Below are 25221 nucleotides of genomic sequence, written 5' to 3' on the forward strand. Positions count from 1 at the left end.
ACAAGAGAGATCTGGAGTCGTTATGAGTCAGCAGGATGCGGCCCAACAACAGGCCAATACCCGAAACAATATCCGTGTGGTATCCATTTTTACCGCCGCAGCCATCGGCCTCGTCGGCGTACTGGTGATTCTGTACGCCTGGCAGCTACCGCCGTTTACCCGCCACAGTCAGTTCACTGACAACGCCTACGTGCGCGGCCAGACCACCTTTATCAGCCCGCAGGTCAATGGCTACGTTACCGGGGTAAACGTGCAGGACTTTAACCAGGTCAAAAAAGGCCAGGTACTGTTCCAGATTGATGACCGCATCTATAAGCAGCGCGTGCACCAGGCACAGGCGCAGCTGGCAATGAAGGAAGCGGCGCTACGCAATAACCTCCAGCAGCGCAAAAGCGCCGAGGCGGTGATTGTCCGCAACGAAGCGGTGCTGCAAAATGCCCGCGCGCAGAATCTGAAATCGCAGGCGGATTTAAAGCGCGTGCAGGATCTGACGGCAGACGGTTCGCTGTCGATTCGTGAGCGTGACTCTGCCCGCGCCAGCGCCGCTCAGGGCGCGGCGGATATTGAGCAGGCGAAGGCGACGCTGGAGATGTCAAAGCAGGATTTGCAGACCACCATCGTCAACCGTGACGCGCTGGAAGCCGATGTTGCCAACGCGAAAGCTTCGCTGGAGTTGGCGGAGATAGACTTGCAAAACACGCGCATTATCGCCCCCACCGACGGTCAGCTTGGGCAAATTGCCGTGCGGCTTGGCGCGTACGTGACCGCCGGAACGCACTTAACGCCGCTGGTGCCGCCGCAGCACTGGGTTATCGCCAATTTGAAAGAAACTCAGCTTGCAACCATACGTATCGGCCAGCCGGCGACCTTTACCGTCGATGCGCTCAACAGCGAGAAGTTCAGCGGTACCGTGCAGAGCATTTCACCGGCCACCGGCGTGGAGTTCAGCGCGATTTCACCGGATAACGCCACCGGTAACTTTGTCAAAATTGCCCAGCGTATTCCGGTACGCATTGCAGTGGATGAAGGACAGAATAACCTGCAGCGCCTGCGTCCGGGGATGTCGGTACAGGTCACCATCAATACCCGCGCGGAGGCGAAGCCATGATCCGGCCCGTCGCCCTGATGCTGGCTCTCGCGCTGGTCGGCTGTCAGTCTGCCGACGTACAGCGCGCCGAACCTACGCTGGCTATTCCTGCCGCCTGGCGCGCCGACATTGGCCCTGCCAGCCCGGTCGAGGGGGTATGGTGGCGCAATTTTCACGACAGCGCGCTCAACCAGTACGTTGACCAGGCGCTACGCTACAACAGCGATGTGCTGATCGCCCGCGAGCGAGTGAATGAATATCAGGCGCGCGCCTATGCCGCCGATGGCAGCCTGTTCCCCACGCTGGACGCCGGGCTAACCGGCACTCGCGCCCGCGCACAGTCTGCCGCTACCGGTTTACCGATTCACAGCACGGTCTATAAAGGCGGCCTGACTGCCAGTTATGATGTCGATCTCTGGGGGGCAAATCGCAGCGCCTCCGATGCCGCCGAGGCAAGCCTGGCAGCGCAAAAAGCCGCCGCCGCTGCCGCAGATTTGACGGTCGCGACCTCGGTTTCCGTCGGCTATATCACCCTGCTGTCGCTCGATGAGCAGCTACAGGTTACTGAGCAAACGCTGAAATCACGGGAAGAGGCGTATAGGCTGGCCAAACGCCAGTATGAAACCGGCTATACTTCTCGCCTCGAACTGATGCAAGCGGATTCGGCGCTGCGTTCTACTCGTGCTCAGGTGCCGCTGCTGCGCCATCAAATCGCCCAGCAGGAAAACGCCCTCAGTGTGCTGCTCGGCAATAACCCCGGAGAAGTGAAACGCAACGCATTTGATAAACTCACCCCGCTTTCGCTGCCGTCGCAGCTTCCTTCTACGCTGCTCAACCGCCGCCCCGATATCGCTCAGGCACAGCGTCAGTTGATCGCCGCCGATGCGACCCTGGCATCGTCGCAGGCCAAACTTCTGCCATCGATTAATCTGACGGCAACCGGCAGCTTCCAGGACCGCACGCTGCCGGACCTGCTCGATAACCCACTGCGGCTCTGGAGCATTGGCGGCAGTATTCTTGCGCCGTTGCTCAACCGTCAAGCGCTGAATGCGCAGGTCGACGTGTCGATGGCCCAGCGCAATCAGGCGCTGTACAGCTATGAAAAAACGGTACGCAGCGCGTTTAAAGAGGTCAACGATAGCCTCGATGCCATCACCCGCTACGGCGAACAACTGACTGAACTGCAAGGTCAGGAAGAAGTAGCGCAGGAGACCCTGCGGCTGGCGCAGAATCGCTACAACAACGGTTACTCTTCTTATCTTGATGTGCTGGATGCGCAGCGTACCTTGTTCTCAACGCAAATCAGCGTAGTACAGGTGAAAAACAATCTGCTGCTGGCGCAAATCGATCTTTACCGGTCGCTAGGAGGCGGCTGGTCTTCGCTGTCAGGCTGACAAATCCCAAGGGGTGTCACAATGCAAAAACAGTGGTCGGACGTTGATAATTATTTGATAGAGAACCTGATTCCCAACGATCCCGTGCTGTCTCAGGTGTTAGAGAACAACCATCGTGCCGGTCTGCCCGCGCACGATGTGGCGGCCAATCAGGGGCAACTGCTGGCGCTGTTTATCCGTATGGTGGGGGCGAAATCCATTCTGGAGATAGGTACGTTAGGCGCGTACAGCACCATCTGGATGGCACGCGAACTGCCGCCTAACGGGCGGTTAATTACCCTCGAAGCCGACCCGTTGCACGCCCGTGTGGCGCGAGAGAATATCGCGCTCGCCGGGCTTGATAGTGTGGTAACGCTACGCGAAGGTCCGGCGCTGGATTCTTTGGCGACGCTTGAGGATGCCGCGCCGTTTGACGTGATTTTTATTGATGCCGATAAGCCGAACAACCCTTATTACCTGCAATGGGCACTGAAATATTCTCGTCCAGGAACACTTATCATCGGCGATAACGTGGTGCGCGACGGTGAGGTAACCAATCCCAATAGCACCGACGACCGCGTGCTCGGCGTGCGTCGGTTTATTGAGATGATGCATAACGATCCGCGCCTGACGGTCACGGCACTGCAAACGGTCGGGATTAAGGGGTGGGATGGGTTTACGCTGGCGTGGGTAAACGCGTAGAAACGGTAAAGACCCGGGGTCGGCGTTCGCCTCGCCCGGGCTACAACATCATGTAAACACCGTCATCCGGCAATGTGCGTGTAGCCCGGCCAAGCGCAGCGCCGCCGGGATCAGGCGACGATCTGTTCCATCGCTTGCAGGATACGTTTATCCGAGATCGGATACGGCGTCCCCAACTGCTGAGCAAAGAAGCTGACGCGCAGCTCTTCAATCATCCAGCGGATTTCCTTCACATCATCATCTTCACGACGCGACGGCGGCAGCTTGTTCAACCACTGTTGCCACGCCTGCTGGACGCTTTCCACTTTCAGCATCTGCGCGCGGTCGCGGTGTGGGTCGACGGCCATTTTCTCCAGACGTTTTTCAATCGCCTGCAAATAACGCAGCGTATCCCCCAGACGACGGAAACCGTTGCCAGTGACGAAGCCGCGATACACCAGGCCGTTCATCTGCGCCTTAATGTCTGACAGCCCCAGCGCCATGCTCATGTCCACGCGCCCTTTCAGCCGTTTGTTGATGTTGAACACCGCGGTGAGAATTTGCTCAACCTGTTTGGCAATCTCGACCACCGTCTCATTAAGCTCGGCACGCACTTTCTCGTGCAGCGCGGCAAAGCCCGCTTCACTCCACACCGGCCCGCCCGCTTCATCAATCAGCTTGTCCACGCCGCAGGAGATGCAGTCATCAATCAAATCCAGCACTTTGCCGTACGGGTTAAAGTAGAGCCCCAGCTTCGCCTTGTTCGGCAGCTTTTCGTGCAGATACTTAATCGGCGACGGGATGTTCAACAGCAGTAAACGACGCAAGCCGCGCCACATTGCCTGCTGCTGTTCCAGCTGGTTATCGAACAGTTTGATGGCGACGCTGTCACGTTCATCCACCAGCGCCGGCCAGGCTTTGACCTTATAGTTGCCGCGTTTCTGTTCGTAACGGTCCGGCAGGTCGCCAAAGCTCCAGATATGCAGGCCATTCTGCTCGATACCGTCGTCGGCAACCGACGACAGCGTCTCCTGCACTTTGCCCTTCAGCGTATCTTTCAGCACCTGCAGCGAACGCCCTTCCTGCAGCTTCTTGTTTTTGTCGTCTACCACGCGGAAGCTGATTTTCAGGTGATCGGGCACCTGATCCCACTGCCAGGCTTCACGGTCGACGGTCACACCGGTCATCCGGCGCAGTTCGCGCTCCAGTGAATCCAGCAGCGGCAATTCCAGCGGCGTCGCACGGCCCAGGAAGGCTTCGGCGTAGTTCGGCGCAGGGACAAAGTTACGGCGTACCGGCTTCGGCAGCGATTTAATCAGCGCGATAATCAGCTCACGGCGCAGCCCCGGGATCTGCCACTCAAACCCGGCCTCTTCGACCTGGTTTAACAGCGGCAGCGGAATATGCACCGTCACACCATCGGCGTCAGCCCCCGGCTCAAACTGATAGGTCAGGCGCAGCTTCAGGTTGCCCTGATGCCAGAAGTTCGGGTAGTCCAGCTTACTAACCTGCTCCGCCCCTTCTTTTATCAGCATGCTCTTTTCGAAGTTGAGCAGATCCGGCGTTTCACGGCTGGCCTGCTTCCACCACTTATCAAAGTGGCGCGCGGAGATTACTTCGTGGCTGATGCGCTGGTCATAGAACTCAAACATCGTCTCGTCATCCACCAGGATGTCGCGGCGACGTGATTTGTTTTCCAGATCTTCAATTTCAGCACGCAGCTTTAAGTTGTCGCGGAAGAAGGCGTGACGGGTCTGCCAGTCTCCCTCCACCAGCGCGTGGCGGATAAACAGCTCGCGGCACAGCGCCGGGTCAATCTGGCTGTAGTTAACCTTACGTGCCGCCACAATCGGCAGGCCATAAACGGTCACTTTCTCGGTCGCCATCACCGCGCCCTGCGCCCGTTCCCAGTGCGGTTCACTGTAGGAACGTTTGATCAGATGCTGCGCCACCGGCTCCACCCATTCCGGGTCGATGCGTGCGGCAATACGCCCCCAGAGGCGGCTAGTTTCGACCAGTTCGGCGACCATCGTCCATTTTGGTGGTTTTTTGAACAAGCCAGAACCCGGGAAGATGGAGAAGCGCGCGTTACGCGCACCGGTAAACTCCTGCTTATCGGTATCTTTCATCCCGATGTGCGACAGCAGACCGGTCAGCAGCGAAATATGAATTTCGCGATACTCTGCCGGTTCACTGTTTACCGGGATGCCGAGTTCTTTCACCACCTGACGCAGTTGGGTGTAGATATCCTGCCACTCGCGCACGCGCAGGTAGTTGAGGAAGTCGAGCTTGCACTGGCGACGGAACTGGTTCGACGACAGCGCTTTTTGCTGCTCGCCGAGGTAGTTCCACAGGTTCACAAAGGCCATAAAATCTGACTCTTTGTCATGGAAACGGCGATGTTTTTCATCGGACGCCTGCTGTTTATCCATTGGACGTTCGCGCGGGTCCTGAATAGAGAGCGCCGAAGTGATGATCATCGCTTCGCGCACGCAGCCGTGTTTCTGCGCTTCCAGCACCATACGCGCCAGACGCGGGTCAACCGGCAATTGGCTGAGCTGGCGGCCCTGCGGCGTCAGCTTGTAGGCGGTGGCCTGTTCATCCGTGGTAATGGCACCCAGTTCTTCGAGCAGGCGCACACCGTCCTGAATGTTGCGTTTATCCGGCGCTTCCACGAACGGGAACGCGGCGATATCGCCAAGTCCCAGCGCGGTCATCTGCAAAATGACGGAAGCCAGGTTGGTACGCAGGATTTCCGGGTCGGTAAACTCCGGGCGTGACAGGAAATCGTCTTCCGAATAGAGACGGATACAGATACCTTCCGACACACGGCCACAGCGGCCTTTACGCTGGTTTGCGGAGGCCTGAGAAACCGGCTCAATCGGCAGGCGCTGCACTTTGGTACGGTAGCTATAGCGGCTGATTCGCGCCGTACCGGGGTCAATCACATACTTGATGCCCGGTACCGTCAACGAGGTTTCCGCCACGTTGGTCGCCAGCACGATGCGTCGCCCGCTGTGTGACTGGAAGACGCGGTTCTGCTCGCTGTTCGATAAGCGCGCGTAGAGCGGCAGGATCTCGGTATGGCGCAGGTCGCGTTTGCTCAACGCATCGGCGGTATCGCGAATTTCTCGCTCGCCGCTCATAAAGATTAAGATGTCGCCCGGCCCTTCCTGCCCCAGTTCATCGACGGCGTCGAAAATCGCCTGCAGCTGGTCACGCTCGGTGTCGTCCGCGTCTTCAACAATCGGACGATAGCGAACGTCTACCGGATAGGTACGACCTGAAACTTCGATAATCGGCGCGTTATTAAAGTGACGTGAGAAACGTTCGGGGTCGATGGTCGCCGAGGTGATGATCACCTTGAGATCGGGACGCCGCGGCAGTAACTCTTTCAGGTAACCGAGCAGGAAGTCGATGTTGAGGCTGCGTTCGTGCGCTTCATCGATAATGATGGTGTCGTACTGCATCAGCAGGCGGTCCTGCTGGATTTCCGCCAGCAAAATACCGTCGGTCATCAACTTGACCATGGTGTTATCGCTGACGTGATCGCTAAAGCGAACCTTATAGCCAATGCAGCCGCCCGGCTCGATTTTCAGCTCTTCGGCAATACGGTTGGCGACGGTGCGCGCCGCCAGACGACGCGGCTGGGTATGGCCAATCAGCCCCTTGATCCCGCGCCCCAGTTCCATACAAATCTTCGGTAACTGGGTGGTTTTACCCGAGCCGGTCTCCCCGGCAACAATCACCACCTGGTGGTCGCGCACGGCGTTGAGAATATCTTGTTTCTTCTGGCTAACCGGCAGGTTTTCCGGGTACTCAATCACCGGACGCGCCGCTTCACGTAGCACGACCTTACCGGCAGCCTGTTCAATTTCCTGCGCCATCTCCTGGTAAATGGCCTGTTGTGCTTCAGGATTTTTAACCTTCTTGACGCCGTGGAGTCGGCGGGCAAAGCGCAGTTTATCCCGTAGCGTCAGCGCATCGAGGCGCTGGCTGAGCATCGCAAAGGTGATTTTTTGTTGTTCTGTCATAGTCTTATTGGGCAGCGCACTGCCGGGAAAAGCTCTCATAAAGAATCGTCATAGCATACCACACTTGCGCATTCCGAGCCTTGTTCAAAAAAACTGAACATAGACTTCGATATATTGCGCTATCTCTGTGGCAGGATTGTGAATAAAGTGTCATCAAGCAACAGGGCATCGCCCGTCAATCAAATATAAGGAATTACCTATGAGCAAAGTATTAGTTCTGAAATCCAGCATCCTGGCAGGCTACTCTCAATCAGGTCAGCTGTCCGACTATTTTGTTGAACAGTGGCGTGAAAAGCACTCCGCTGACGAAATCACCGTCCGTGACCTGGCTGCCAATCCAATTCCGGTGCTGGATGGCGAACTGGTCGGCGCGCTGCGCCCAAGCGACTCCCCACTGACCCCACGTCAGCAGGAAGCGCTGAAGCTCTCTGACGAACTGATTGCTGAACTGCAAGCCCACGACGTGATTGTTATCGCCGCGCCGATGTATAACTTCAACATCCCAACGCAGCTGAAAAACTACTTCGACCTGATTGCCCGTGCTGGCGTGACCTTCCGTTACACCGAGAAAGGTCCAGAAGGTCTGGTGACCGGTAAACGCGCTATCGTACTGAGCAGCCGCGGCGGCATCCACAAAGATAGCCCAACTGACCTGATCACCCCATACCTGAACGTGTTCCTGGGCTTCATCGGGATCACCGACGTGAACGTGGTCTTCGCCGAAGGTATCGCTTACGGCCCAGAAGTGGCAACCAAAGCGACCTCTGATGCGAAAGCTGCGATCGACAGCCTGGTAGCATAATCGCCCCCAGCAATACAAAAACCCTGCTCACATGAGCAGGGTTTTTCTTTTGTAGCCCGGCCAAGCAAAGCGCCGCCGGGACCGTCTCCGAGCCTCCGGAGTCGGCGTGCCGCCTCGTCCCGACTACTTTCTGTCGTAGCGCAAATACCCTGCGATACCACCGCCGCCATCTTTTGGATGGTGAACACCGTCATGCACTTCCACACAGGCAAAATCAAACGGTGACACGCCCTCGAGACAGGCGACGTTAATCCCGTATTGCTCGGGGTTCGAGCGCCGCTGATGGAAGGTGTAAATCCCGCACACCGAACAGAAAAAATGGACGGCCTCGCCGGTATTAAAGCGGTACTCCGTCAATTTATCCTGCCCGCGTAGTATCTCGATGCCGGACAACGGCGCGGAAACCGCCACCGCACCGCGCATGCGGCAGTAAGAACAATTACAGCGACGAGCCGTGTTCAGGCCATCACTAAGCACCACGGTGAAAGCCACCGCGCCGCAATGACACTGGGCAGAGCGTTTGTCCGTCATTAAGCCTCCCGTTATACGCGAGCCGCGATGCCGTCGAGCGTCGCCAGCGCGTGCTCAGGTAAGGTCAACTGCCCCGCCGCCATGTTTTCCTGCAGATGCGTCACCGATGACGTACCGGGGATCAGCAGAATATTGGGTGAACGGTGCAGCAACCAGGCCAGCGCCACCTGCATCGGAGTTGCATTTAGCGAGCTTGCGACCTCGTTCAGCGCGGAGGATTGCAGCGGCGAGAATCCGCCCAGCGGGAAATACGGCACATAGGCGATACCGTCACGCGCCAGTGTATCGATCAGTTCGTCATCGCGACGGTGCGCAATATTGTACTCGTTCTGCACGCAGACAATGTTAGCGAGCTTGCGCGCTTCCGCCACCTGCGTCGGCGTCACGTTGCTCACCCCAATATGTTTGATAAGCCCCTGCTGCTGCAGTTCGGCCAGCACGCTAACGCTGGCTTCAATAGACCCTTCGCGTGGCGCATGACCGTCGCCGATCATCACGCGCATATTGACCACATCCAGCACATCGAGGCCGAGGTTACGTAGATTGTCGTGCACCGCCTGCTTTAACTCCTCGGCGGAAAACGCCGGCAGCCAGGCGCCCTTGTCATCACGACGCGCGCCAATTTTCGTCACAATCACCAGGTCGTCAGCATAAGGATGCAGCGCTTCGCGGATAATCTGATTGGTGATGTGCGGGCCGTAAAAATCGCTGGTATCGATGTGATTCACACCGAGCGCCAGCGCTTCGCGCAGCACGGAAATCGCGGCATGTCTATCTTTTGGCGGACCAAATACGCCTGGGCCTGCCAGCTGCATCGCCCCGTAGCCGAGGCGATTAACGAATTGAGAACCAAGGGAAAACGTAGTGTAACGGGTCATAACGTCCTGCCTGTAACATCATGATGAATGTGACCGTCAGTATAGGAACGCTTTTTAGGTTGCCACTGTGCTTTTCATGCCATAAACGCAAAAAAGTGACCCAGCCCACGTCCTTCTCCGGAGCTGGACATATTTTTTATAGGGATTTTCGCGATTTGCGAATAACACTTATCGCCAGCACGCTATTTTTCCCACGGCGACATGCTTCTACTATTCGGCTATTCCCATTGATACCCGGAGAAATTACATGAAAGCATTCGCCATTACCCGCGCTGCCAGCGAAGGCAGCAACATTCCTTTTCTCAGCGAGATTGAACTGCCGATTCCTGAGGCGACAGGCCACGATCTGCTGGTCGAAGTCAAAGCCATTTCCGTGAACCCGGTGGACACCAAGGTTCGCGCCGGGTTTAGCGGAGATACGCCGCGCGTGCTGGGATGGGATGCCGTTGGCGTCGTCAAAGCGGTGGGCCCGCAGGTGACGCTCTTCGCTCCTGGCGATGAAGTCTGGTACGCCGGTGCCCTGGGACGCCCAGGCAGCAACAGCGAGTTCCAATTGGTCGATGAACGTATTGTGGCGCTGAAACCGCGCACGCTGGATAACGCCTCTGCCGCGGCGCTGCCGTTAACGGCGATTACCGCCTGGGAGTTGCTGTTTGACCGCCTTGGCGTTACCCGTGGGGGGAACGAAGGCGATACCTTGCTTATCGTCGGTGCGGCGGGCGGCGTAGGTTCCATCCTGACGCAACTGGCAAGCAAGCTCACCAGAATGACCGTGATCGGCACCGCTTCACGCCCTGAAAGCCAGCAGTGGGTGTGCAATGCCGGTGCACATCACGTGATCGACCACCGCCAGCCGCTGACTCAGGAACTGGCCCGCATTGGTATTCCAGCCGTGACGCATGTTGCCAGCCTCAACAATACCGATGAGCACTACCTTGAGCTGATTGCTGCCCTGGCGCCGCAGGGGAAGCTGGCACTCATTGACGATCCAGAGAGCCTCGATGCACGCCCATTAAAGCTGAAAAGTATCTCGCTGCATTGGGAGTTTATGTTTACCCGCTCCATGTTTGAGACCCAGGACATCATTGCGCAGCATCAATTGCTGACGGAAATAGCCACACTTATCGATCAGAAAACTATCACCACGACGCTTGGCGAGCATTACGGTGCCATCACCGCGGAAAACCTGCGCAAAGCGCACGCCCAGCTCGAAACCGGCCGGGCGGTGGGTAAAATTGTGCTGGAGGGATTTTAAAATGATTTCAATTATTGCCGTACTGAAGGCGAAAGCGGGAAAACGGGAAGCGTTAAGCGAGGCGCTAAAAGCGCTACTGGCTCCGACGCGTCAGGAGCCGGGAAACCATGACTACGCGCTGTTTCAGTTGCGCGATGAGCCGGACACCTTTTATGTCCGCGAGTCCTGGGATGACCAGGCTGCGCTGGAGACCCACGTGTCCCTCCCACATTTCCAGAACTTTATCGGGCAGATGGACAGCCTGTTAGCCGAGCCGCTGCGGCTGGACTATCTCACGCCCATCGAGTAAGCCCTACTCCTGTAGCCATTTTTCATAATGGGCAGGCCATTCGACGGTTTTCGTCCCGGGCCTGCCTAACGCGAAGCCATGTCCGCCGGTCGGATAACGGTACATCGTTACCGGCACCCGATCGCGCAGACAGGCTACCTGCATAATAAGTGTGTTATGCGGATCGGACACCGGATCGTCCTCAGCCTGTACTAGAAACATTGGCGGCGTACGCGGCGTAACGTATTGTTGCACCGACCACGCCGCCTCTTCGCTTTTCGTCGCCAATTTCCCCACCAGTATTTTATGCGTTGCGGTATGGGTATAGGGTTTCTCAAGTGTAATAACGGGATAAATCAGCGCCGCGCGGCTTACGCTTGCAGGTCGTTCATCCAGCGCATCCTGCGCCGGGTAGCTATGATATTCCGGCCGTGTCGCGGCCATCCCCAGCAGATGCCCTCCGGCGGAGAACCCCAGCGCGCTCACCTGCTTTTCCCGTTGCGCTACGATCCGCAGCGCCCGCTGAGCGTCCTGCAGCGCCACCAGATTGCCATCGTTCCAGCCCTCACCCGGTAACCGATAGCTCAACAGGTACGCGGTATAGCCTCGGGCAACCAGCCAGCGGGCCGCGGGCCAACCTTCCATCGCCATCTCAATTCGCTGATAGCCTCCCCCGGCGGCAATCAATACGCCGTGGCCGTTAGGTGCGGTGGGTGTCAGTACCGTAAGCGATGGCGTGACTACCTGGCTTTGCGCCCCTTTTTGGCTTACCCGCATCGGCCCTATCGGCCCGCCACCACCGGGCGGCGTAGCGGGCCAGAGCGGTATCGTCTGTTGCTGCCATGACGCAGAAAAGGCCGATGAGAAACCGTATCGGGCTGAAAATAGCGTAGCGGTGATACCCAACAGAAAATGGCGGCGGTGCATAAGTGCGACCCAGTAAGTACGGAATCTACAGTTAAGCAGAAAAGAAAGGATGAAGAATGGAGGATTTATGACCAATGATTACAGGGATATCTCGCCTTGAACGGGCTAAATTCCGAAAAGCGTATAGCTGGATAAAAACACAGCCATTTTGATTGCTAGCGCCTGAATGCCTGCTATAGGATCTCAGCACTCCCGAGCATTCGGGGGAGGCGCAATGTTGCGGGGACTTTATCCCCGGCGGCACCTGTTGCTGGAAAGAGAAAACCCCCGCACGTTGTTTGGTATAACCTGGCAACGTAACGAGGGCCATTCTTGATCCTAAGCAGTTCAAGGATAGCCGCGTACGGTTGCCATTGCAACACAGGCGGTTATATGACGTTCAGGGAAGCGTTAGTGATTGCGGTTGTGACATCAGTGATTGGGCCTATCGTGGTCACGCTGATTTGTCATTTCTTCAACCTCTAACCTGACAGGAGCGTGATGCCTCATCGCAATGACGGCATGCGCCCGAACCAGGCCGCGGAGGCAACTCTGCGGCCTTTTTCGTTTTGATCGGGCTAAATTCTGAAAAGCGAATGACTGGATAAAAACACAGCCATTTTGATTGCTAGCGCCTGAGCGCCTGCTATAGGATCTCAGCACTCCCGAGCATTCGGGGGAGGCGCAATGTTGCGGGGACTTTATCCCCGGCGGCACCTGTTGCTGGAAAGAGAAAACCCCCGCACGTTGTTTGGTATAACCTGGCAACGTAACGAGGGCCATTCTTGAACCTCAACGACTCAAGGATAGCCGCGTACGGTTGCCATTGCAACACAGGCGGTTATATGACGTTCAGGGAAGCGTTAGTGATTGCGGTTGTGACATCAGTGGTTGGGCCTATCGTGGTCACGCTGATTTGTCATTTCTTCAACCTCTAACCTGACAGGAGCGTGATGCCTCATCGCAATGACGGCATGCGCCCGAACCGGGTCACTGGGGTAAAACCTGGTGGCCTTTTTCGTTAAGGGTTTGTTATGCGGAGCATTGGCCGCAGATATTTAGGGGTAATATTCTCGGATGGTTTGCATTTTCCAACGTTATATAATCAAATACACATCGTTTAATTCCCCTCCTTACTGAGTGACCCATGTCGATATTACAACGTTTACTCCTTGGCCTGACGCTGGCCTGCGCTAGCCTGGTGGCTGCCACCCCTGCGCTGGCCGATCGCACCGTAACCGATCAGCTTGGTCGTCAGGTGACCCTTCCCGATACCGTTAACCGCGTGGTGGTTCTCCAGCACCAGACGCTTAACCTGTTAGTCCAACTCAACGCCTCTGACGATATCGTCGGCGTGCTGAGCAGCTGGAAAAAACAGCTCGGTCCTGAGTTTGCCCGCTTTATGCCCGGCATTGAGAAACTGCCGATGCCGGGTGACCTGACCCAGGTCAATATCGAAAGCCTGCTGGCGCTGCACCCGCAGGTGGTGTTTATCGCCAACTACGCGCCAGAAGCGATGATTCAGCAGATCACTAACGCGGGTATCCCGGTTGTGGCCATTTCTCTGCGCGAAGATGCTGTTGGTGAGAAGAATAAGATGAACCCGACGATGGCGGATGAAGAGCACGCCTACAACGAAGGGCTCAAGCAGGGTATTCGTCTGATTGGCGAAGTGGTCAACCGCAAAACAGAAGCTAACCAGCTTATCGACTACACCTTCAGCGCTCGTGCGAAATTCAACGCCCCGGTCGCCAATATTCCGCAGGCGGAGAAAGTGCGTGTCTATATGGCGAACCCGGATCTCAACACCTACGGTTCCGGTAAATATACCGGCCTGATGATGCAACATGCGGGCGCGATGAACGTGGCGGCAGCAACGGTCAAAGGCGCGCGTCAAGTCTCGCTTGAGCAGGTATTGCAGTGGAACCCGCAGGTGATTTTCGTCCAGGATCGTTACCCTGAGGTGGTGAAACAAATCACCGCCGATCCGCAGTGGCAAGGCATTGATGCGGTCAAAAATCATCGCGTCTGGTTAATGCCGGAATACGCTAAAGCGTGGGGCTACCCGATGCCTGAAGCACTGGCAATCGGCGAACTGTGGATGGCGAAAAAGCTCTACCCGGAACGCTATAAAAACGTCGATGTCGATGCACAGGCGCAGGATTACTACCATCGTTTCTACCGTACTGACTGGCAGGCTAATGCACATCAGTAGTCATCCAAAAACGGTACAGGGTGGGCTGATGTTGCTCACCCTGGTGGTTGCCGTGGTCTCACTTTGTTTTGGGCAGTATGGTCTATCGATTGGCGATGTACTGAACCAACTCATGCATCCGCACAGCGATGCCGATATTGCCCACCAAATTGTCTGGTCCGTACGCCTTCCTCGTATTCTGATGGCCCTATTGGCAGGCGGCGCGCTGGGTTTGTGCGGCGCGACGTTACAGGGCGTGTTCCAGAACCCGCTGGTCGACCCGCATATTATCGGCGTGACCTCCGGCTCCGCCTTCGGTGGCACGCTGGCGATTCTGCTGGGCTTCAGCATGCCAATGATGATGGGCTCTACCTTCTTCTTCGGCCTGCTGGCGCTGACGCTGGTCTACCTGCTCGCCGCGCTTCAGGGAAGAGAGAGCACGCTGGTGCTGATTCTCGCCGGGATTATTCTCAGCGGTTTCTTTGCCGCGCTGGTGAGCCTGATGCAGTACATGGCCGATACCGAAGAGGTGCTGCCTAATATTGTGTTCTGGTTGCTGGGCAGTTTTGCCACCGCCAACTGGACTAAAGTGCTGCTGCTGTCGATCCCGGTCGCCGTGGCGGCGCTGGTGCTCTACAAGCTGCGCTGGCGTATCAATTTACTGTCGCTGGATGATAAAGACGCCCGGGCTCTTGGCGTGCGCGTTACCGCGCTGCGCCGGGGTGTGCTGCTGTGCTGCGCGCTGCTGGTAGCGGCACAGGTGGCGGTAAGCGGCAGCATCGCCTGGGTGGGGTTGGTGATCCCGCATCTGGCGCGGATGCTTTCCGGCGCCGATCATCGCCGCCTGCTGCCCTGCGCATTCTGGATGGGGGCGAGCTTTATGATTCTGGTGGATGACCTCGCCCGCACGCTGACCGCCGCCGAAATCCCGATTGGGATCATCACCGCGCTGGTAGGTGCCCCGCTGTTCACCGTTATGCTGGTACGCGCAAGCCGAAAAGGAATGCTCAAATGACCCCAACGCTTTCCCTTTCCCGGCTCGAGTATGGCCACAAAATGCCGCTGTTTGCGCCACTCAGCCTGCACTGTCAACCGGGTGAAGTCTGGGCCATTCTCGGAGCAAACGGGCGCGGAAAAAGTACTCTGTTGGACACCATTACCGGCGTGTTGCCGACCATCGCAGGTGATATTACCGTGACCGGCGGCGTGGGCATCGTTCCACAGTCGTTCCGCCCGGCCTTTGCCTGGCGTGTACGGGAAGTAGTGTTGATGGGCCGCGCGCGGCATATCGCCCTCTTCTCGCAGCCACAGGAAGAAGATGAACAGCAGGTGATGGCAGCGCTGGCGCTGTTAAATATCACCGCGCTTGCCGACGCGCTGTTCAGCAACCTGTCTGGCGGCCAACAGCAGTTGGTGATGATTGCCCGTGCGCTGGTCAGCGCCAGCCAGAACATTCTGTTGGATGAACCCTGCTCGGCGCTGGATTTGGGAAATCAACAAACGGTGCTACAGCTGATTAGCGATCTGGCCCACGCGCAGTCGCGTACGGTGATGTTCACCACCCACGACCCCACGCATGCGCTGCAGGTCGCCAGCCATACGCTGCTGCTGTTGCCCAACCGTCAGTGGCTGGCGGGGCCTACCGACGAAATTGTGCAGGAACAGAACCTACAGCAGGCGTACGGCGTCAAAGTTCGCAAGCTACAGCTTGAGGATTATCCTGCCGCCGTGGTCACGCCACTGTTTACTCTGCGTCGCTAGCCAACATAAAGCCCGCATCGCGCAGGCAGCGCTGCCCTTCGTCCGCAAGGATAAACTGGTAGAACTGCCGCGCGGCGGCGCTATCGTCCAGCATGGACATATAGTAATCGCAGCGAATATTCCACTCCGCCGGAATAACCACGCTGCGCACATCCTGCTCGCCTTGCAGCGCCGTTGCGTAGTGCGCGTAGCCGATAAACAGATCGGCTAACCCTTCGCGAATCAGCCAACTGCTCGCCATTTCACCCGCGGGCACCGTCAATGAATCGCGCCCACCGACTAGCGGCATTGCCCGCTGTTTCAGCGATTCGCCGAGCCCAGGAAAGCCCGCTTCAAGCTGTTCAAATAGCTGCCAGGTGTAATCTCCCGACGGATCGCACAGCGGCGTTGATGTACCAAGACGCAGCGACGGGTCGCTCAACAGTTCGAGCCAACTTTTATCTGCCGTTTTCGGGGTATTTCTGACCGTCAGAGTTAGCGAATTGCGCGCAAATAGCTGCAGGCCGTGCGCCCGCCCGCTATCGCAGAGCGTTTGCGGGTGCTGTCGGTTAGCGGAAGCAAAGAGCGAGCACGTCGCCCCGCCCTCGATGCGCTCACGCAGTAGCCCGGCAGGTCCGAAAACAAGTTCAACGGGTATCCCGGTTTGAGCGGTAAAGAGAGACTGAAGCGGAATAAAAGCGCGGCGGAGGCTGCCCGCCGCCAGCAAAATGAGTGTGGTGTTCATAGTAAGCACGTAAAAGCCTGGACATAAGCGTTATGTTACCCAGGCTATTACGACGCTGACCAGCGCTTTAGTAACGAATGTCCGCCAGCGCCTGCAGCTGTTCCGGTGTAGCCACCGGTAAATGGAAGAAATCCAGATAGGCCGGGATCATCTCAAACAGCATGTCGGTACCGCGCTGCACCGGGCAACCACGTTCCATCGCCGCTTGTAAAAATGGCGTGTACTCCTGCTTCATCACCACTTCACCGATAAACGTACCGGGAGCTACCCGCGATATCTCAACCGGTAACGGATCGCCGGGCGACATACCGAGCGGCGTCGCGTTCACCACCAGGTCGTGCTCAGCCGGGTCGCAAGACATCACCGTCAGTCGCAGTTGCGGATAGTGCGCCTGCAGCCGAGCCGCAAGCGCATTCGCCGTGTTTTCCCGGGCGTCGAACAGCGTTAACGCGCTGACGCCTGCGGCAGCAAGCGAGGCGGCAATCGCCGACCCCACGCCGCCGCAGCCGGTGACCAGCGCACGTGCACCAACAGTGCGAAAGCCTTTGCGCTGGATGCCACGGACAAAACCATCGCCGTCAAACATATCGCCGGTGAGCGTGCCATCTGCCTCCCGGCGAATCGCATTACAGGCCCCGGCGATTTGCGCGGTTGGGCTCATCCTGGTCACCAGTTCGCAGGTGGCGACTTTATGCGGCATAGTCACCAGCGCGCCGGCAATATTGGTCAGAGTGAAGATTGACGGAATCAGCGCCGCATAATCTTCCGGCTTCACGCCCATCGGTACCACTTTGACATCGACCCCCTGGTTTTCAAACCAGGGGTTGTAGATCATCGGTGCTTTAAAACTTTCGGTCGGGTACCCCAAATGAGCAATTAACCGCGTATGCCCACTAATTTGCATGAGTGCTCTCCTGCTCCGGCAGATCCAGCTCAATGCGTTTCACGTCGCCAAGGATAAACAGATAAGCCACCACGCCGAGTAGCGCCGCACCGCCGATATAGAACAGCGCGTAGAAGAAGTTGCCGAACGCGGCGACGATAAAGCCGATCACCAGCGGCGTGAGGATCCCCGCCAGATTGGCGCAGAAATTGAACAGCCCGCCGGTCAAGCCACCTAGCCCTTTTGGCGCCATATCGGAAATTAACGTCCAGCCCAGGCCGACCATTCCCTGACCAAAGAAGGCAAAGGACATCACCATAATGACCGCCGTGTCACTGGTAAGCCAGTTGGCGCTGATGATGCAGCTTGCCATCAATAGCCCGGCAATGATGGGTAATTTACGCCCCAGGTTAGCGTTACCGGTCGCTTTCAGCAGTTTGTCAGACACCCAGCCGCCGAACATCACACCACCCGCTGCCGCCAGGAACGGCATAATGGCGAAGAAGCCTACTTTGATCCACGGCATATGGCGTTCAGTCGCCAGGTAGGTAGGGAACCAGGTGAGGAAGAAGACCAGCACGGTGTTACCCGCGAACTGACCGATACTGGCACCAACAATCTGGCGTTTGCGCAACAACTGGCGCACCAACGGCCAGCTAAAGGCTTTGCGCTGTTCGGCCCCGGTCGTCATGCCGCCGCCTGCGCTGATGTAGTCGCGTTCCTGCTCGCTAAGGCGCACATCTTCATGCGGCTCACGATAATGGCGCCACCAGACCAGCGCGAACAGGATGCCGACCACACCGACGGTGATAAACAGCGTACGCCAGCCGAAGCCGTCCATAATCCAGAACAGCAGCGGCGCAAAGCAGGCCAGGCCAAGATATTCCCCGACGGTGTAGACCGCCGTTGCCTTGGCGCGCTCGTGCTGAGGAAACCAGGCACTAACCACTCGGCTGTTCACCGGGAAGCACGGCGCTTCGCTGATGCCAAGGCCAAAACGACACAGCAGCAACGATTTCAGCCCCACGGCAAACCCGTGGAACAGCGTGAACAGCGACCAGAATCCCAGCGCCAGAAAATAGGTCACTTTGTTGCCAAAGCGGTCGAGGAACATGCCGCCGGGGATCTGCGCCAGCGCGTAGGTCCAGGCGAAGGCGGAGAAGACGATCCCCATCACCGCCGCGCCGATACCCAGTTCCTGGGTGAGTTGCGGTGCGGCAATGCCGAGCACGGTGCGGTCGAGATAGTTAATCATTGTTCCGACGGCCAGCAGCGCCAGAATACCGATGCGTCGCCGGGTACGGGGGACCGCGTTAACCGCCTCAGCGGTAGCCACGCGATTATGGCCGAGTGAATTCATAGTCGTTACCTGTCGTTGTCGAGTGCAGATGCGTGTTTATAGTTATGGTCTGTCCTGTGACGTTGGCGTACCGGGTGGTTCATTCCAGTGCGCTAACGGTACTGCATAGCCGAAAGCCGAACGGCGGCATTGACCGCGCCATACTGCGTATAGCCGTGGCGTCTTTCGGTTAATTCAAAGAAGAAGCGTCCTTCGCTGAAGGGCCAGGTGTAGCGATGTAAGAACTCACCGCCAGCAGCATCACGGTCGTAGAGAATTTGTTGACGCTGCATAAGGGCAACCTGCTCCGGGCCGCCAAAACGGGCCAGCAGATCGTCATAGTAGTTTGCCGGTACCGGCAAGGAGAGCGAGTCCGCCAGCGGTTGCTTATCCAGTAATCCCGGGAGATCCTGGCAGGCAAACGCCGCATGCTGAAGCCCCGCGCCCTGATAGCAGGCAACGGAACGCGCAATCTGAGTGGCCCGGCTTTGCGAGATGTTCAGCGCCAGCCGAATGTTGCCCTGCGGGCTTTGTACCGCCAGGCTGCGCACCAGGCCGTACGGGTCGGGCATCGTCTGTTCATGCTCCAGCGTAAAGCCGAGTACTGCCCGACAGAACATTACCCAGTTATCACGGCTGTCGGCTTCCATCCCTAGTGCCAGATGATCAATGCCCAGCAGCGCCCCGCCGTTTGCCGTCGCGGTGAGGTTAAAATCCTGGCTATAGATATCCTGATTGCCCTCCACCAGATAGATGAGACTGCCGTCGGGTGCGCAAACCGCGGGTATCGTGCTCTCATTCGGCCCCACCTCGCCCTGCCAGGTGGCGTAGCCATAGGCTTTTGCCCGCGCCACAATCGGCGCGCTTTCGCTAACCCGCAGCGCCATTGCGCACAGTGACACACCGTGACGTTGGTAGAAGTGATCGGCCCAGCTGTGCGGCTGATAGTTAATAATCACCCGCGCCCCGCCGTTACTCCACAGCGCTACCTGTTTTGAACGGTGCGTGCCGGCAAGCGTGAAGCCCATGCCACTGAGCATGGCACTCAGCTTTTTGGCCTCTGCAGGGCTGGCGGCAAACTCAATAAACTCGGTGCCTTGATAGGTGGGTAAATTCGCGGTCTGGAACAGGTCGGCATCAGTGCGGCCCAGCGCACGGTGCGTCTGCTCTTCCAGCCACAGCAGTGAGCGATAGCCATCTTTGGCCGTTGCGCCATTCGGTGAGGCGCGGAAGCCGTCGTTAAAGATCTCCAGCGACCACGGCCCGCGGTAGCCCACACGCGTGAGTTCACGCGTAAACTCCACCAGCGGCAGTTCCCCCTGGCCGGGGAAGCAGCGGAAATGGCGGCTCCATTCGAGCACGTCCATTTTCATCAACGGCGCATCGGCCAGTTGCAGGAAGGTAATTTTATCGACCGGGACTTCGTGCAGGCGGCTGAGATCGTCACCGAGCGACAGAATGTGGAAGCTGTCGAGCACAATACCCAGCGCCGGGCTATCTACCGCTTTCACCCTTTCCCACGCCTGGTACCAGCGATTGACGTGCGTTCCCCAGGCTAACGCTTCATAGCCAATGCGGATATTTTCCTGCTCGGCGAGCGTCGCCAATGCGCGGAGATCGGCAATCTGGAGGTCAATATCGGCAGAACAGTCCGCCTGAACGTTACTGCAAAGCAATAGCGTGTCGCAGCCCAGTTCGTGCATCAGCGCAAATTTACGCTTAGCCCGCTCAAGGTTGGCGGCAAACTGCGCACGGGTGCCGCCTTCAAAATCGCGAAACGGCTGAAATAAGGTGATTTTAAGCCCCAGATCGTCGGCCATGCTACGGACATCCGCAGGCGTGCCGGTATAATAGAGCAAATCATTTTCGAAGATCTCAACGCCCTGATAGCCTGCCGCCGCAATTGCGCTCAGCTTTTCAGGCAGGGTTCCAGAAATAGACACGGTAGCAATAGAACGCAACATAGTTTCACCAGGCTCATGCGGTAACGGTGGGATGAATATGAATCATTTGGTTCACCAGCGCCATATTTGGTTGCTAAATTGTGATCATTGTGTGTATTTTTTGTTCCCTTGGAAAAGTTAACAGGAGTTGTTATGTCCGCCATTACTCAAGACGAAGCCCAGTCGCTGAAGAACCGTATTTTCAACGCGGCCATTGCCGTGTTTGCCGAACATGGGCTGGCGGGAGCCAGAATGGAACAGATTGCCGGGGAAGCGCAGACCACAAAACGTATGGTGGTTTACTACTTCAAAACGAAAGAGCAGCTGTACCAGTCGGTTCTTCAGTATGTCTATTCGCGGATCCGTGAAACGGAACAGCAACTCGGTCTGGAGAATCAGCCGCCGGTAGAAGCACTGGTGCAACTGGTGAAGTGGAGCGTGCGCTACCACGCCGAACATGCGGATTTTATGCGGATTATCTGTATGGAGAACATGCAGCGTGGGAAATGGTTGCTGGCGTCAGGCGACCTGAAACGACTCAATAAAAGCGCCCTTTCGTTGCTGGAACACATTCTTCATCGCGGGCAGGCGCAGGGGATTTTTCAGCCTGCGCTTGAAGCCCGCGACGTGCACCGTCTTATCAGCAGCTTCAGCTTTTATCAGGTTTCCAACTTTTATAGCTTTAACAGCCTCTATCTGGACGGTCCGCTTCCAGACATCGATGATGACGCGCTGATTTCCCATCACAGCGAACTGGCCGTCAAAGCTATTCTGCGTTTCGTTATCGCCTGATCATTATTTATTTCAAGGTGTTATCACTGCCCTGAAAGCGCAGTCACCACCTTTTGCATCGCTTCGCGCGTCAGCTCGGAGCGCTGAATTTTGTTATTAGCCAACGCCGTACGCACCACGCCAGCAATCACAATATGCTTTGGCTCCTGCCCTAAATCGCGCATTTCCAGCACTACCTTGCCCACCACGCGGCACATTTCCTGATATAAAACGTCGTCTTTCGCCTGATTTCCCATCGTTTACGCTCGCTAATTTCCATTAAGAATCAAATTATTATTGATTCTATTAGTAGATAAAGCAAATCAGCAACGGCTACCGCGCGGCTTTCCGCAGTTTGTTGCGCATCTTCGCTGTTACATTTTTAGAAATAATTCGTTTTTGTTTTGTTAATTAGCGTCTTTTGATTTTGAAACAGTGTTTTTATTTTCTTTTTGCAACATAACATCGTATAATCTGCGGCGTTTCTTTCTTGAATGGTTTCAGCTCATTGGACTGCATTAATAAACGATTAAAACATCGCCTATTTAACTATGCTGAACCTCTAGCACACTTTCCTCTGCACGCTTTTTTTATGTCACCTATCCTTATGGCGTGGCATAGCAACTTTCGTAATACCGGTTTGACTCCGTGGCCGTGCGCGCATGGAGCGAGAATTCAAAATCCCAATCCTTCTCAATCTCAACTTAAAGACTAAGACTGTCATGAAAAAGACCAAAATTGTTTGTACCATCGGGCCGAAAACTGAATCCGAAGAGATGTTAGGCAAAATGCTTGACGCTGGCATGAACGTCATGCGTCTGAACTTCTCCCACGGCGACTATGCTGAACACGGTCAGCGCATCAAAAACCTGCGCAACGTGCTGAGCAAAACCGGTAAGAAAGCAGCTATCCTGCTGGATACCAAAGGTCCAGAAATCCGTACCATCAAGCTGGAAGGCGGTAACGACGTTTCCCTGAAAGCGGGCCAGACCTTCACTTTCACCACCGACAAATCCGTTGTAGGTAACAGCGAAATCGTTGCTGTGACCTACGAAGGCTTCACCACTGACCTGACCGTGGGCAACACCGTACTGGTAGACGATGGTCTGATCGGTATGGAAGTAACCGCTATCGAAGGTAACAAGGTTATCTGTAAAGTGCTGAACAACGGTGACCTGGGCGAAAACAAAGGCGTTAACCTGCCAGGCGTTTCTATCGCTCTGCCAGCACTGGCTGAGAAAGACAAACAGGATCTGATCTTCGGTTGCGAGCAAGGCGTTGACTTTGTTGCGGCATCCTTTATCCGTAAACGTTCTGACGTTGTTGAAATCCGCGAGCACCTGAAGGCGCACGGCGGCGAAAACATCCAGATCATCTCCAAAATCGAAAACCAGGAAGGCCTGAACAACTTCGACGAAATCCTCGAAGCGTCTGACGGCATCATGGTTGCTCGTGGCGATATGGGCGTTGAGATCCCAGTTGAAGAAGTTATCTTCGCGCAGAAGATGATCATCGAAAAATGTATCCGTGCACGTAAAGTCGTTATCACCGCGACCCAGATGCTGGATTCCATGATCAAAAACCCACGTCCTACCCGCGCTGAAGCAGGCGACGTAGCCAACGCCATCCTCGACGGTACTGATGCAGTGATGCTGTCCGGCGAATCCGCTAAAGGTAAGTACCCGCTGGAAGCGGTAACCATCATGGCTACCATCTGCGAACGTACTGACCGCGTGATGACCAGCCGTCTGGACTTCAACAACGACAGCCGCAAACTGCGTATCACTGAAGCCGTATGCCGTGGTGCCGTTGAAACTGCTGAAAAACTGGACGCACCGCTGATCGTGGTTGCTACCCAGGGCGGTAAATCTGCACGTGCTATCCGTAAATACTTCCCGGATGCCACCATTCTGGCGCTGACCACCAATGAAACCACTGCTCGTCAGCTGGTGCTGAGCAAAGGCGTTATCGCTCAGGTAGTCAAAGAGATCAGCTCTACCGATGATTTCTACCGTATGGGTAAAGAAGTGGCTCTGGAAAGCGGTCTGGCTCAGAAAGGTGACGTTGTTGTCATGGTTTCTGGTGCGCTGGTTCCAAGCGGAACCACCAACACTGCATCCGTGCACGTACTGTAATAATCCACATACTTATTATAGTTTGCTTAAAAAAGCGCCCTCTGGGCGCTTTTTTTATACACTCAGATAACTGAGCTCAATAAAAAATCAAATAGGCTGTCACTATTTAAACTCGGTTTTTCTAAGATGAATCCGATGGAAGTTCCCTGTTTTCACACACTTTTTCGCCACAAAATCCTAAAGTCGATGGTTCTTTGAGCGAACGATCAAAAATAAGGGAAAAGGCATAAAAAAATATTCTCAATATAAAAAAGTTTGTGTAATACTTGTAACGCTACATGGAGATTAACTCAATCTAGAGGGTATTTATAATGAATCGTACTAAACTGGTACTGGGCGCGGTAATCCTGGGTTCTACTCTGCTGGCAGGTTGCTCCAGCAATGCTAAAATCGATCAGCTGTCTTCTGACGTTCAGACTCTGAACGCTAAAGTTGACCAGCTGAGCAACGACGTGAACGCAATGCGTTCCGACGTTCAGGCTGCTAAAGACGACGCAGCTCGTGCTAACCAGCGTCTGGACAACCAGGCTCACTCTTACCGTAAGTAAGAGTTCTGGTAATAAAAATGGCGCACATTGTGCGCCATTTTTTTTGCCTGCGATTTTCCCCTGCTCTATTGCGTCACCTTACCGGATGACGTTTCTGCTCCCACCGTTTCTCCCCGCGCACTGTTCTGTACCGACAGCACCGGTTCAGCCGCAGAAGCCGTTCCTTTCCCCGTAGAGATAATCACCGGATAACCGGCACGACGCGACAGCGTTTTCTTCACCTGGTCTTCGCTTACGCTCGCCTGCTGGACGAACTGCTTAAAGCCAGGGGATAACGTCATCTTCATGGTTTGCGTGTCCTGTGCTTCGTTCTGCGATAGCGGGCGATGCACTTCCAGATAACGAGAGCCATCCGGCTCGACGGCGTACTTCACCGGTTCGTTAATCACCCTGACCGGCGTTCCACTGCGTACCTGAGCAAACAGCGCTTTGATGTCCGGCGCATTCATGCGAATACACCCCGAGCTGACGCGCAGACCGACGCTGTCCGGGGCGTTAGTGCCGTGAATGAGATATTCGCCGTTACCGTACGCCAGACGCAGCGCAAAGAGCCCCAGCGGGTTACCCGGCCCAGCAGGCACCACCGCGGGCAACGTGACGCCACGCTCCAGGGAACGCGCGCGGATGCCCGCCGTTGGCGTCCAGGTCGGGTTCGGGATCTTCTGCCCCACGCGTGTCGTCATTTCCGGCGTTTCCAGCCCTTGCAGACCGATGCCAATAGGATAGACCTGCACCTTCTGCTCTCCCGGCGGGAAGTAGTAAAGGCGCAGTTCAGCCAGGTTCACCACAATCCCTTCACGCGGCACATCCGGCAATAGCATCTGCGACGGGATAGTCACAACGGTACCGGGTCTTGGCACCGGCGCGATGGTATTGTTGGCCTCGAGGATTAGCATCGCCGCCGTATCAAAGCGCCGGGCGATGGCCTGTAGGTTCTTATCACCGTCCTGAACGGTGTAGGTTTGATTCTGGCCGATTAAACGACTATTGGCGGGGGGTAATGGGTAGTCAACGGCCCAGGCGCTGGAAATGGCGCTGAGGGCTCCTAAAATGCTGAGTGTTAAGAGGGACGCGCGCTTCATATCTGGATTCCTTATTCATATTCACT

22 protein-coding genes are annotated in these 25221 nt (G+C 56.2%); 12 read left to right on the plus strand and 10 right to left on the minus strand.

Annotation, left to right across the window (positions count from 1 at the left end; all coding sequences use genetic code 11):
* Window positions 1-22: 22 nt before the first annotated feature.
* From AB2B48_RS06750 to AB2B48_RS06760, 3 genes are read left to right on the plus strand one after another with little or no spacing between them, the layout of a single operon-like run.
* Entirely contained in the window at window positions 23-1108 is a 1086-nt protein-coding gene (locus AB2B48_RS06750; protein WP_185668680.1) for an HlyD family secretion protein, read from the plus strand.
* Entirely contained in the window at window positions 1105-2481 is a 1377-nt protein-coding gene (locus AB2B48_RS06755; RefSeq protein WP_368301240.1) for an efflux transporter outer membrane subunit, read from the plus strand. The genes AB2B48_RS06750 and AB2B48_RS06755 overlap by 4 nt, the downstream gene beginning before the upstream one ends.
* 21 nt (window positions 2482-2502) lie before the next feature.
* A complete protein-coding gene (locus AB2B48_RS06760; protein ID WP_368301242.1) occupies window positions 2503-3162 on the plus strand; it encodes an O-methyltransferase in 660 nt (219 codons plus the stop codon).
* Window positions 3163-3272: 110 nt separating this feature from the next.
* Here the strand turns inward: AB2B48_RS06760 and hrpA are convergent, their stop codons facing one another.
* A complete protein-coding gene (gene hrpA, locus AB2B48_RS06765) occupies window positions 3273-7175 on the minus strand; it encodes an ATP-dependent RNA helicase HrpA (protein ID WP_368301244.1) in 3903 nt (1300 codons plus the stop codon).
* Window positions 7176-7374: 199 nt separating this feature from the next.
* Here hrpA and azoR point away from each other — a divergent pair, with 199 nt between their 5' ends.
* On the plus strand, window positions 7375-7977 hold the full coding sequence (gene azoR / locus AB2B48_RS06770; protein WP_035893172.1) for an FMN-dependent NADH-azoreductase: 603 nt from the start codon (window positions 7375-7377) through the stop codon (window positions 7975-7977).
* A gap of 123 nt (window positions 7978-8100) precedes the next feature.
* On the opposite strand, the gene AB2B48_RS06775 is transcribed toward azoR, so the two are convergent.
* Together AB2B48_RS06775 and AB2B48_RS06780 are read right to left on the minus strand one after the other, a co-directional pair.
* Window positions 8101-8508, minus strand: a complete 408-nt coding sequence (locus AB2B48_RS06775) for a GFA family protein (protein WP_220439735.1) — start codon at window positions 8506-8508, stop codon at window positions 8101-8103.
* A gap of 11 nt (window positions 8509-8519) precedes the next feature.
* Window positions 8520-9386, minus strand: a complete 867-nt coding sequence (locus tag AB2B48_RS06780) for an aldo/keto reductase family oxidoreductase (RefSeq protein ID WP_220439734.1) — start codon at window positions 9384-9386, stop codon at window positions 8520-8522.
* Between the two features lie 247 nt (window positions 9387-9633).
* Here AB2B48_RS06780 and AB2B48_RS06785 point away from each other — a divergent pair, with 247 nt between their 5' ends.
* Together AB2B48_RS06785 and AB2B48_RS06790 are read left to right on the plus strand one after the other, a co-directional pair.
* Entirely contained in the window at window positions 9634-10641 is a 1008-nt protein-coding gene (locus AB2B48_RS06785) for a zinc-binding alcohol dehydrogenase family protein (RefSeq protein WP_368301247.1), read from the plus strand.
* Between the two features lies 1 nt (window position 10642).
* Window positions 10643-10930, plus strand: coding sequence for a putative quinol monooxygenase (locus AB2B48_RS06790; RefSeq protein ID WP_220439732.1), 288 nt, complete (start codon window positions 10643-10645; stop codon window positions 10928-10930).
* 3 nt (window positions 10931-10933) lie between these two features.
* Here AB2B48_RS06790 and AB2B48_RS06795 read toward each other — a convergent pair whose 3' ends face one another.
* Complete coding sequence (locus AB2B48_RS06795; RefSeq protein WP_368301249.1) at window positions 10934-11836, minus strand: alpha/beta hydrolase; 903 nt, start codon at window positions 11834-11836, stop codon at window positions 10934-10936.
* A 1126-nt stretch (window positions 11837-12962) separates the two neighbouring features.
* Here AB2B48_RS06795 and AB2B48_RS06800 point away from each other — a divergent pair.
* Genes AB2B48_RS06800 through AB2B48_RS06810 form a run of 3 tightly spaced genes read left to right on the plus strand, consistent with a single transcriptional unit; the run spans window position 12963 to window position 15770 of the window.
* Window positions 12963-14030 (plus strand): ABC transporter substrate-binding protein, encoded by a 1068-nt coding sequence (locus tag AB2B48_RS06800; protein WP_368301251.1) that lies wholly within the window; start codon window positions 12963-12965, stop codon window positions 14028-14030.
* Entirely contained in the window at window positions 14017-15024 is a 1008-nt protein-coding gene (locus tag AB2B48_RS06805) for a FecCD family ABC transporter permease (RefSeq protein WP_185668670.1), read from the plus strand. The genes AB2B48_RS06800 and AB2B48_RS06805 overlap by 14 nt, the downstream gene beginning before the upstream one ends.
* Window positions 15021-15770, plus strand: a complete 750-nt coding sequence (locus AB2B48_RS06810; RefSeq protein WP_368301252.1) for an ABC transporter ATP-binding protein — start codon at window positions 15021-15023, stop codon at window positions 15768-15770. The genes AB2B48_RS06805 and AB2B48_RS06810 overlap by 4 nt, the downstream gene beginning before the upstream one ends.
* On the opposite strand, the gene AB2B48_RS06815 is transcribed toward AB2B48_RS06810, so the two are convergent.
* The 4 genes from AB2B48_RS06815 to AB2B48_RS06830 all read right to left on the minus strand — a co-directional run bounded on the left by AB2B48_RS06815 (window position 15754) and on the right by AB2B48_RS06830 (window position 20680).
* Entirely contained in the window at window positions 15754-16494 is a 741-nt protein-coding gene (locus AB2B48_RS06815) for a substrate-binding domain-containing protein (protein ID WP_368301254.1), read from the minus strand. The genes AB2B48_RS06810 and AB2B48_RS06815 overlap by 17 nt on opposite strands.
* Before the next feature lie 67 nt (window positions 16495-16561).
* Window positions 16562-17398, minus strand: coding sequence for a shikimate dehydrogenase family protein (locus tag AB2B48_RS06820; protein WP_368301256.1), 837 nt, complete (start codon window positions 17396-17398; stop codon window positions 16562-16564).
* Window positions 17388-18737 (minus strand): MFS transporter, encoded by a 1350-nt coding sequence (locus tag AB2B48_RS06825; protein ID WP_220439727.1) that lies wholly within the window; start codon window positions 18735-18737, stop codon window positions 17388-17390. Before AB2B48_RS06825 ends, AB2B48_RS06820 begins: the two co-directional genes overlap by 11 nt.
* A 92-nt stretch (window positions 18738-18829) precedes the next feature.
* Window positions 18830-20680, minus strand: a complete 1851-nt coding sequence (locus AB2B48_RS06830; protein WP_368301258.1) for a bifunctional sugar phosphate isomerase/epimerase/4-hydroxyphenylpyruvate dioxygenase family protein — start codon at window positions 20678-20680, stop codon at window positions 18830-18832.
* A 132-nt stretch (window positions 20681-20812) separates the two neighbouring features.
* Here AB2B48_RS06830 and AB2B48_RS06835 point away from each other — a divergent pair, with 132 nt between their 5' ends.
* The gene (locus tag AB2B48_RS06835) at window positions 20813-21451 is read left to right on the plus strand and encodes a TetR family transcriptional regulator (RefSeq protein WP_185668664.1); all 639 of its coding nucleotides are present in this window, start codon (window positions 20813-20815) and stop codon (window positions 21449-21451) included.
* 23 nt (window positions 21452-21474) lie between these two features.
* Here the strand turns inward: AB2B48_RS06835 and fumD are convergent, their stop codons facing one another.
* Window positions 21475-21687: a fumarate hydratase FumD gene (gene fumD, locus AB2B48_RS06840; RefSeq protein ID WP_185668663.1), complete on the minus strand. Its 213-nt coding sequence runs from the start codon at window positions 21685-21687 to the stop codon at window positions 21475-21477.
* Between the two features lie 465 nt (window positions 21688-22152).
* On the opposite strand from fumD, the gene pykF reads away from it, so the two are divergent.
* Entirely contained in the window at window positions 22153-23565 is a 1413-nt protein-coding gene (pykF, locus tag AB2B48_RS06845) for a pyruvate kinase PykF (RefSeq protein ID WP_185668662.1), read from the plus strand.
* A gap of 311 nt (window positions 23566-23876) precedes the next feature.
* A complete protein-coding gene (locus tag AB2B48_RS06850) occupies window positions 23877-24113 on the plus strand; it encodes a major outer membrane lipoprotein (RefSeq protein ID WP_002908860.1) in 237 nt (78 codons plus the stop codon).
* A gap of 65 nt (window positions 24114-24178) precedes the next feature.
* Here the strand turns inward: AB2B48_RS06850 and AB2B48_RS06855 are convergent, their stop codons facing one another.
* Window positions 24179-25195: a L,D-transpeptidase LdtE gene (locus tag AB2B48_RS06855; protein WP_368301260.1), complete on the minus strand. Its 1017-nt coding sequence runs from the start codon at window positions 25193-25195 to the stop codon at window positions 24179-24181.
* Window positions 25196-25221 lie beyond the last annotated feature (26 nt).

Origin of the sequence: Kluyvera sichuanensis (assembly GCF_040930405.1) — a bacterium.
In the GTDB taxonomy this organism is placed as follows: domain Bacteria; phylum Pseudomonadota; class Gammaproteobacteria; order Enterobacterales; family Enterobacteriaceae; genus Kluyvera; species Kluyvera sichuanensis.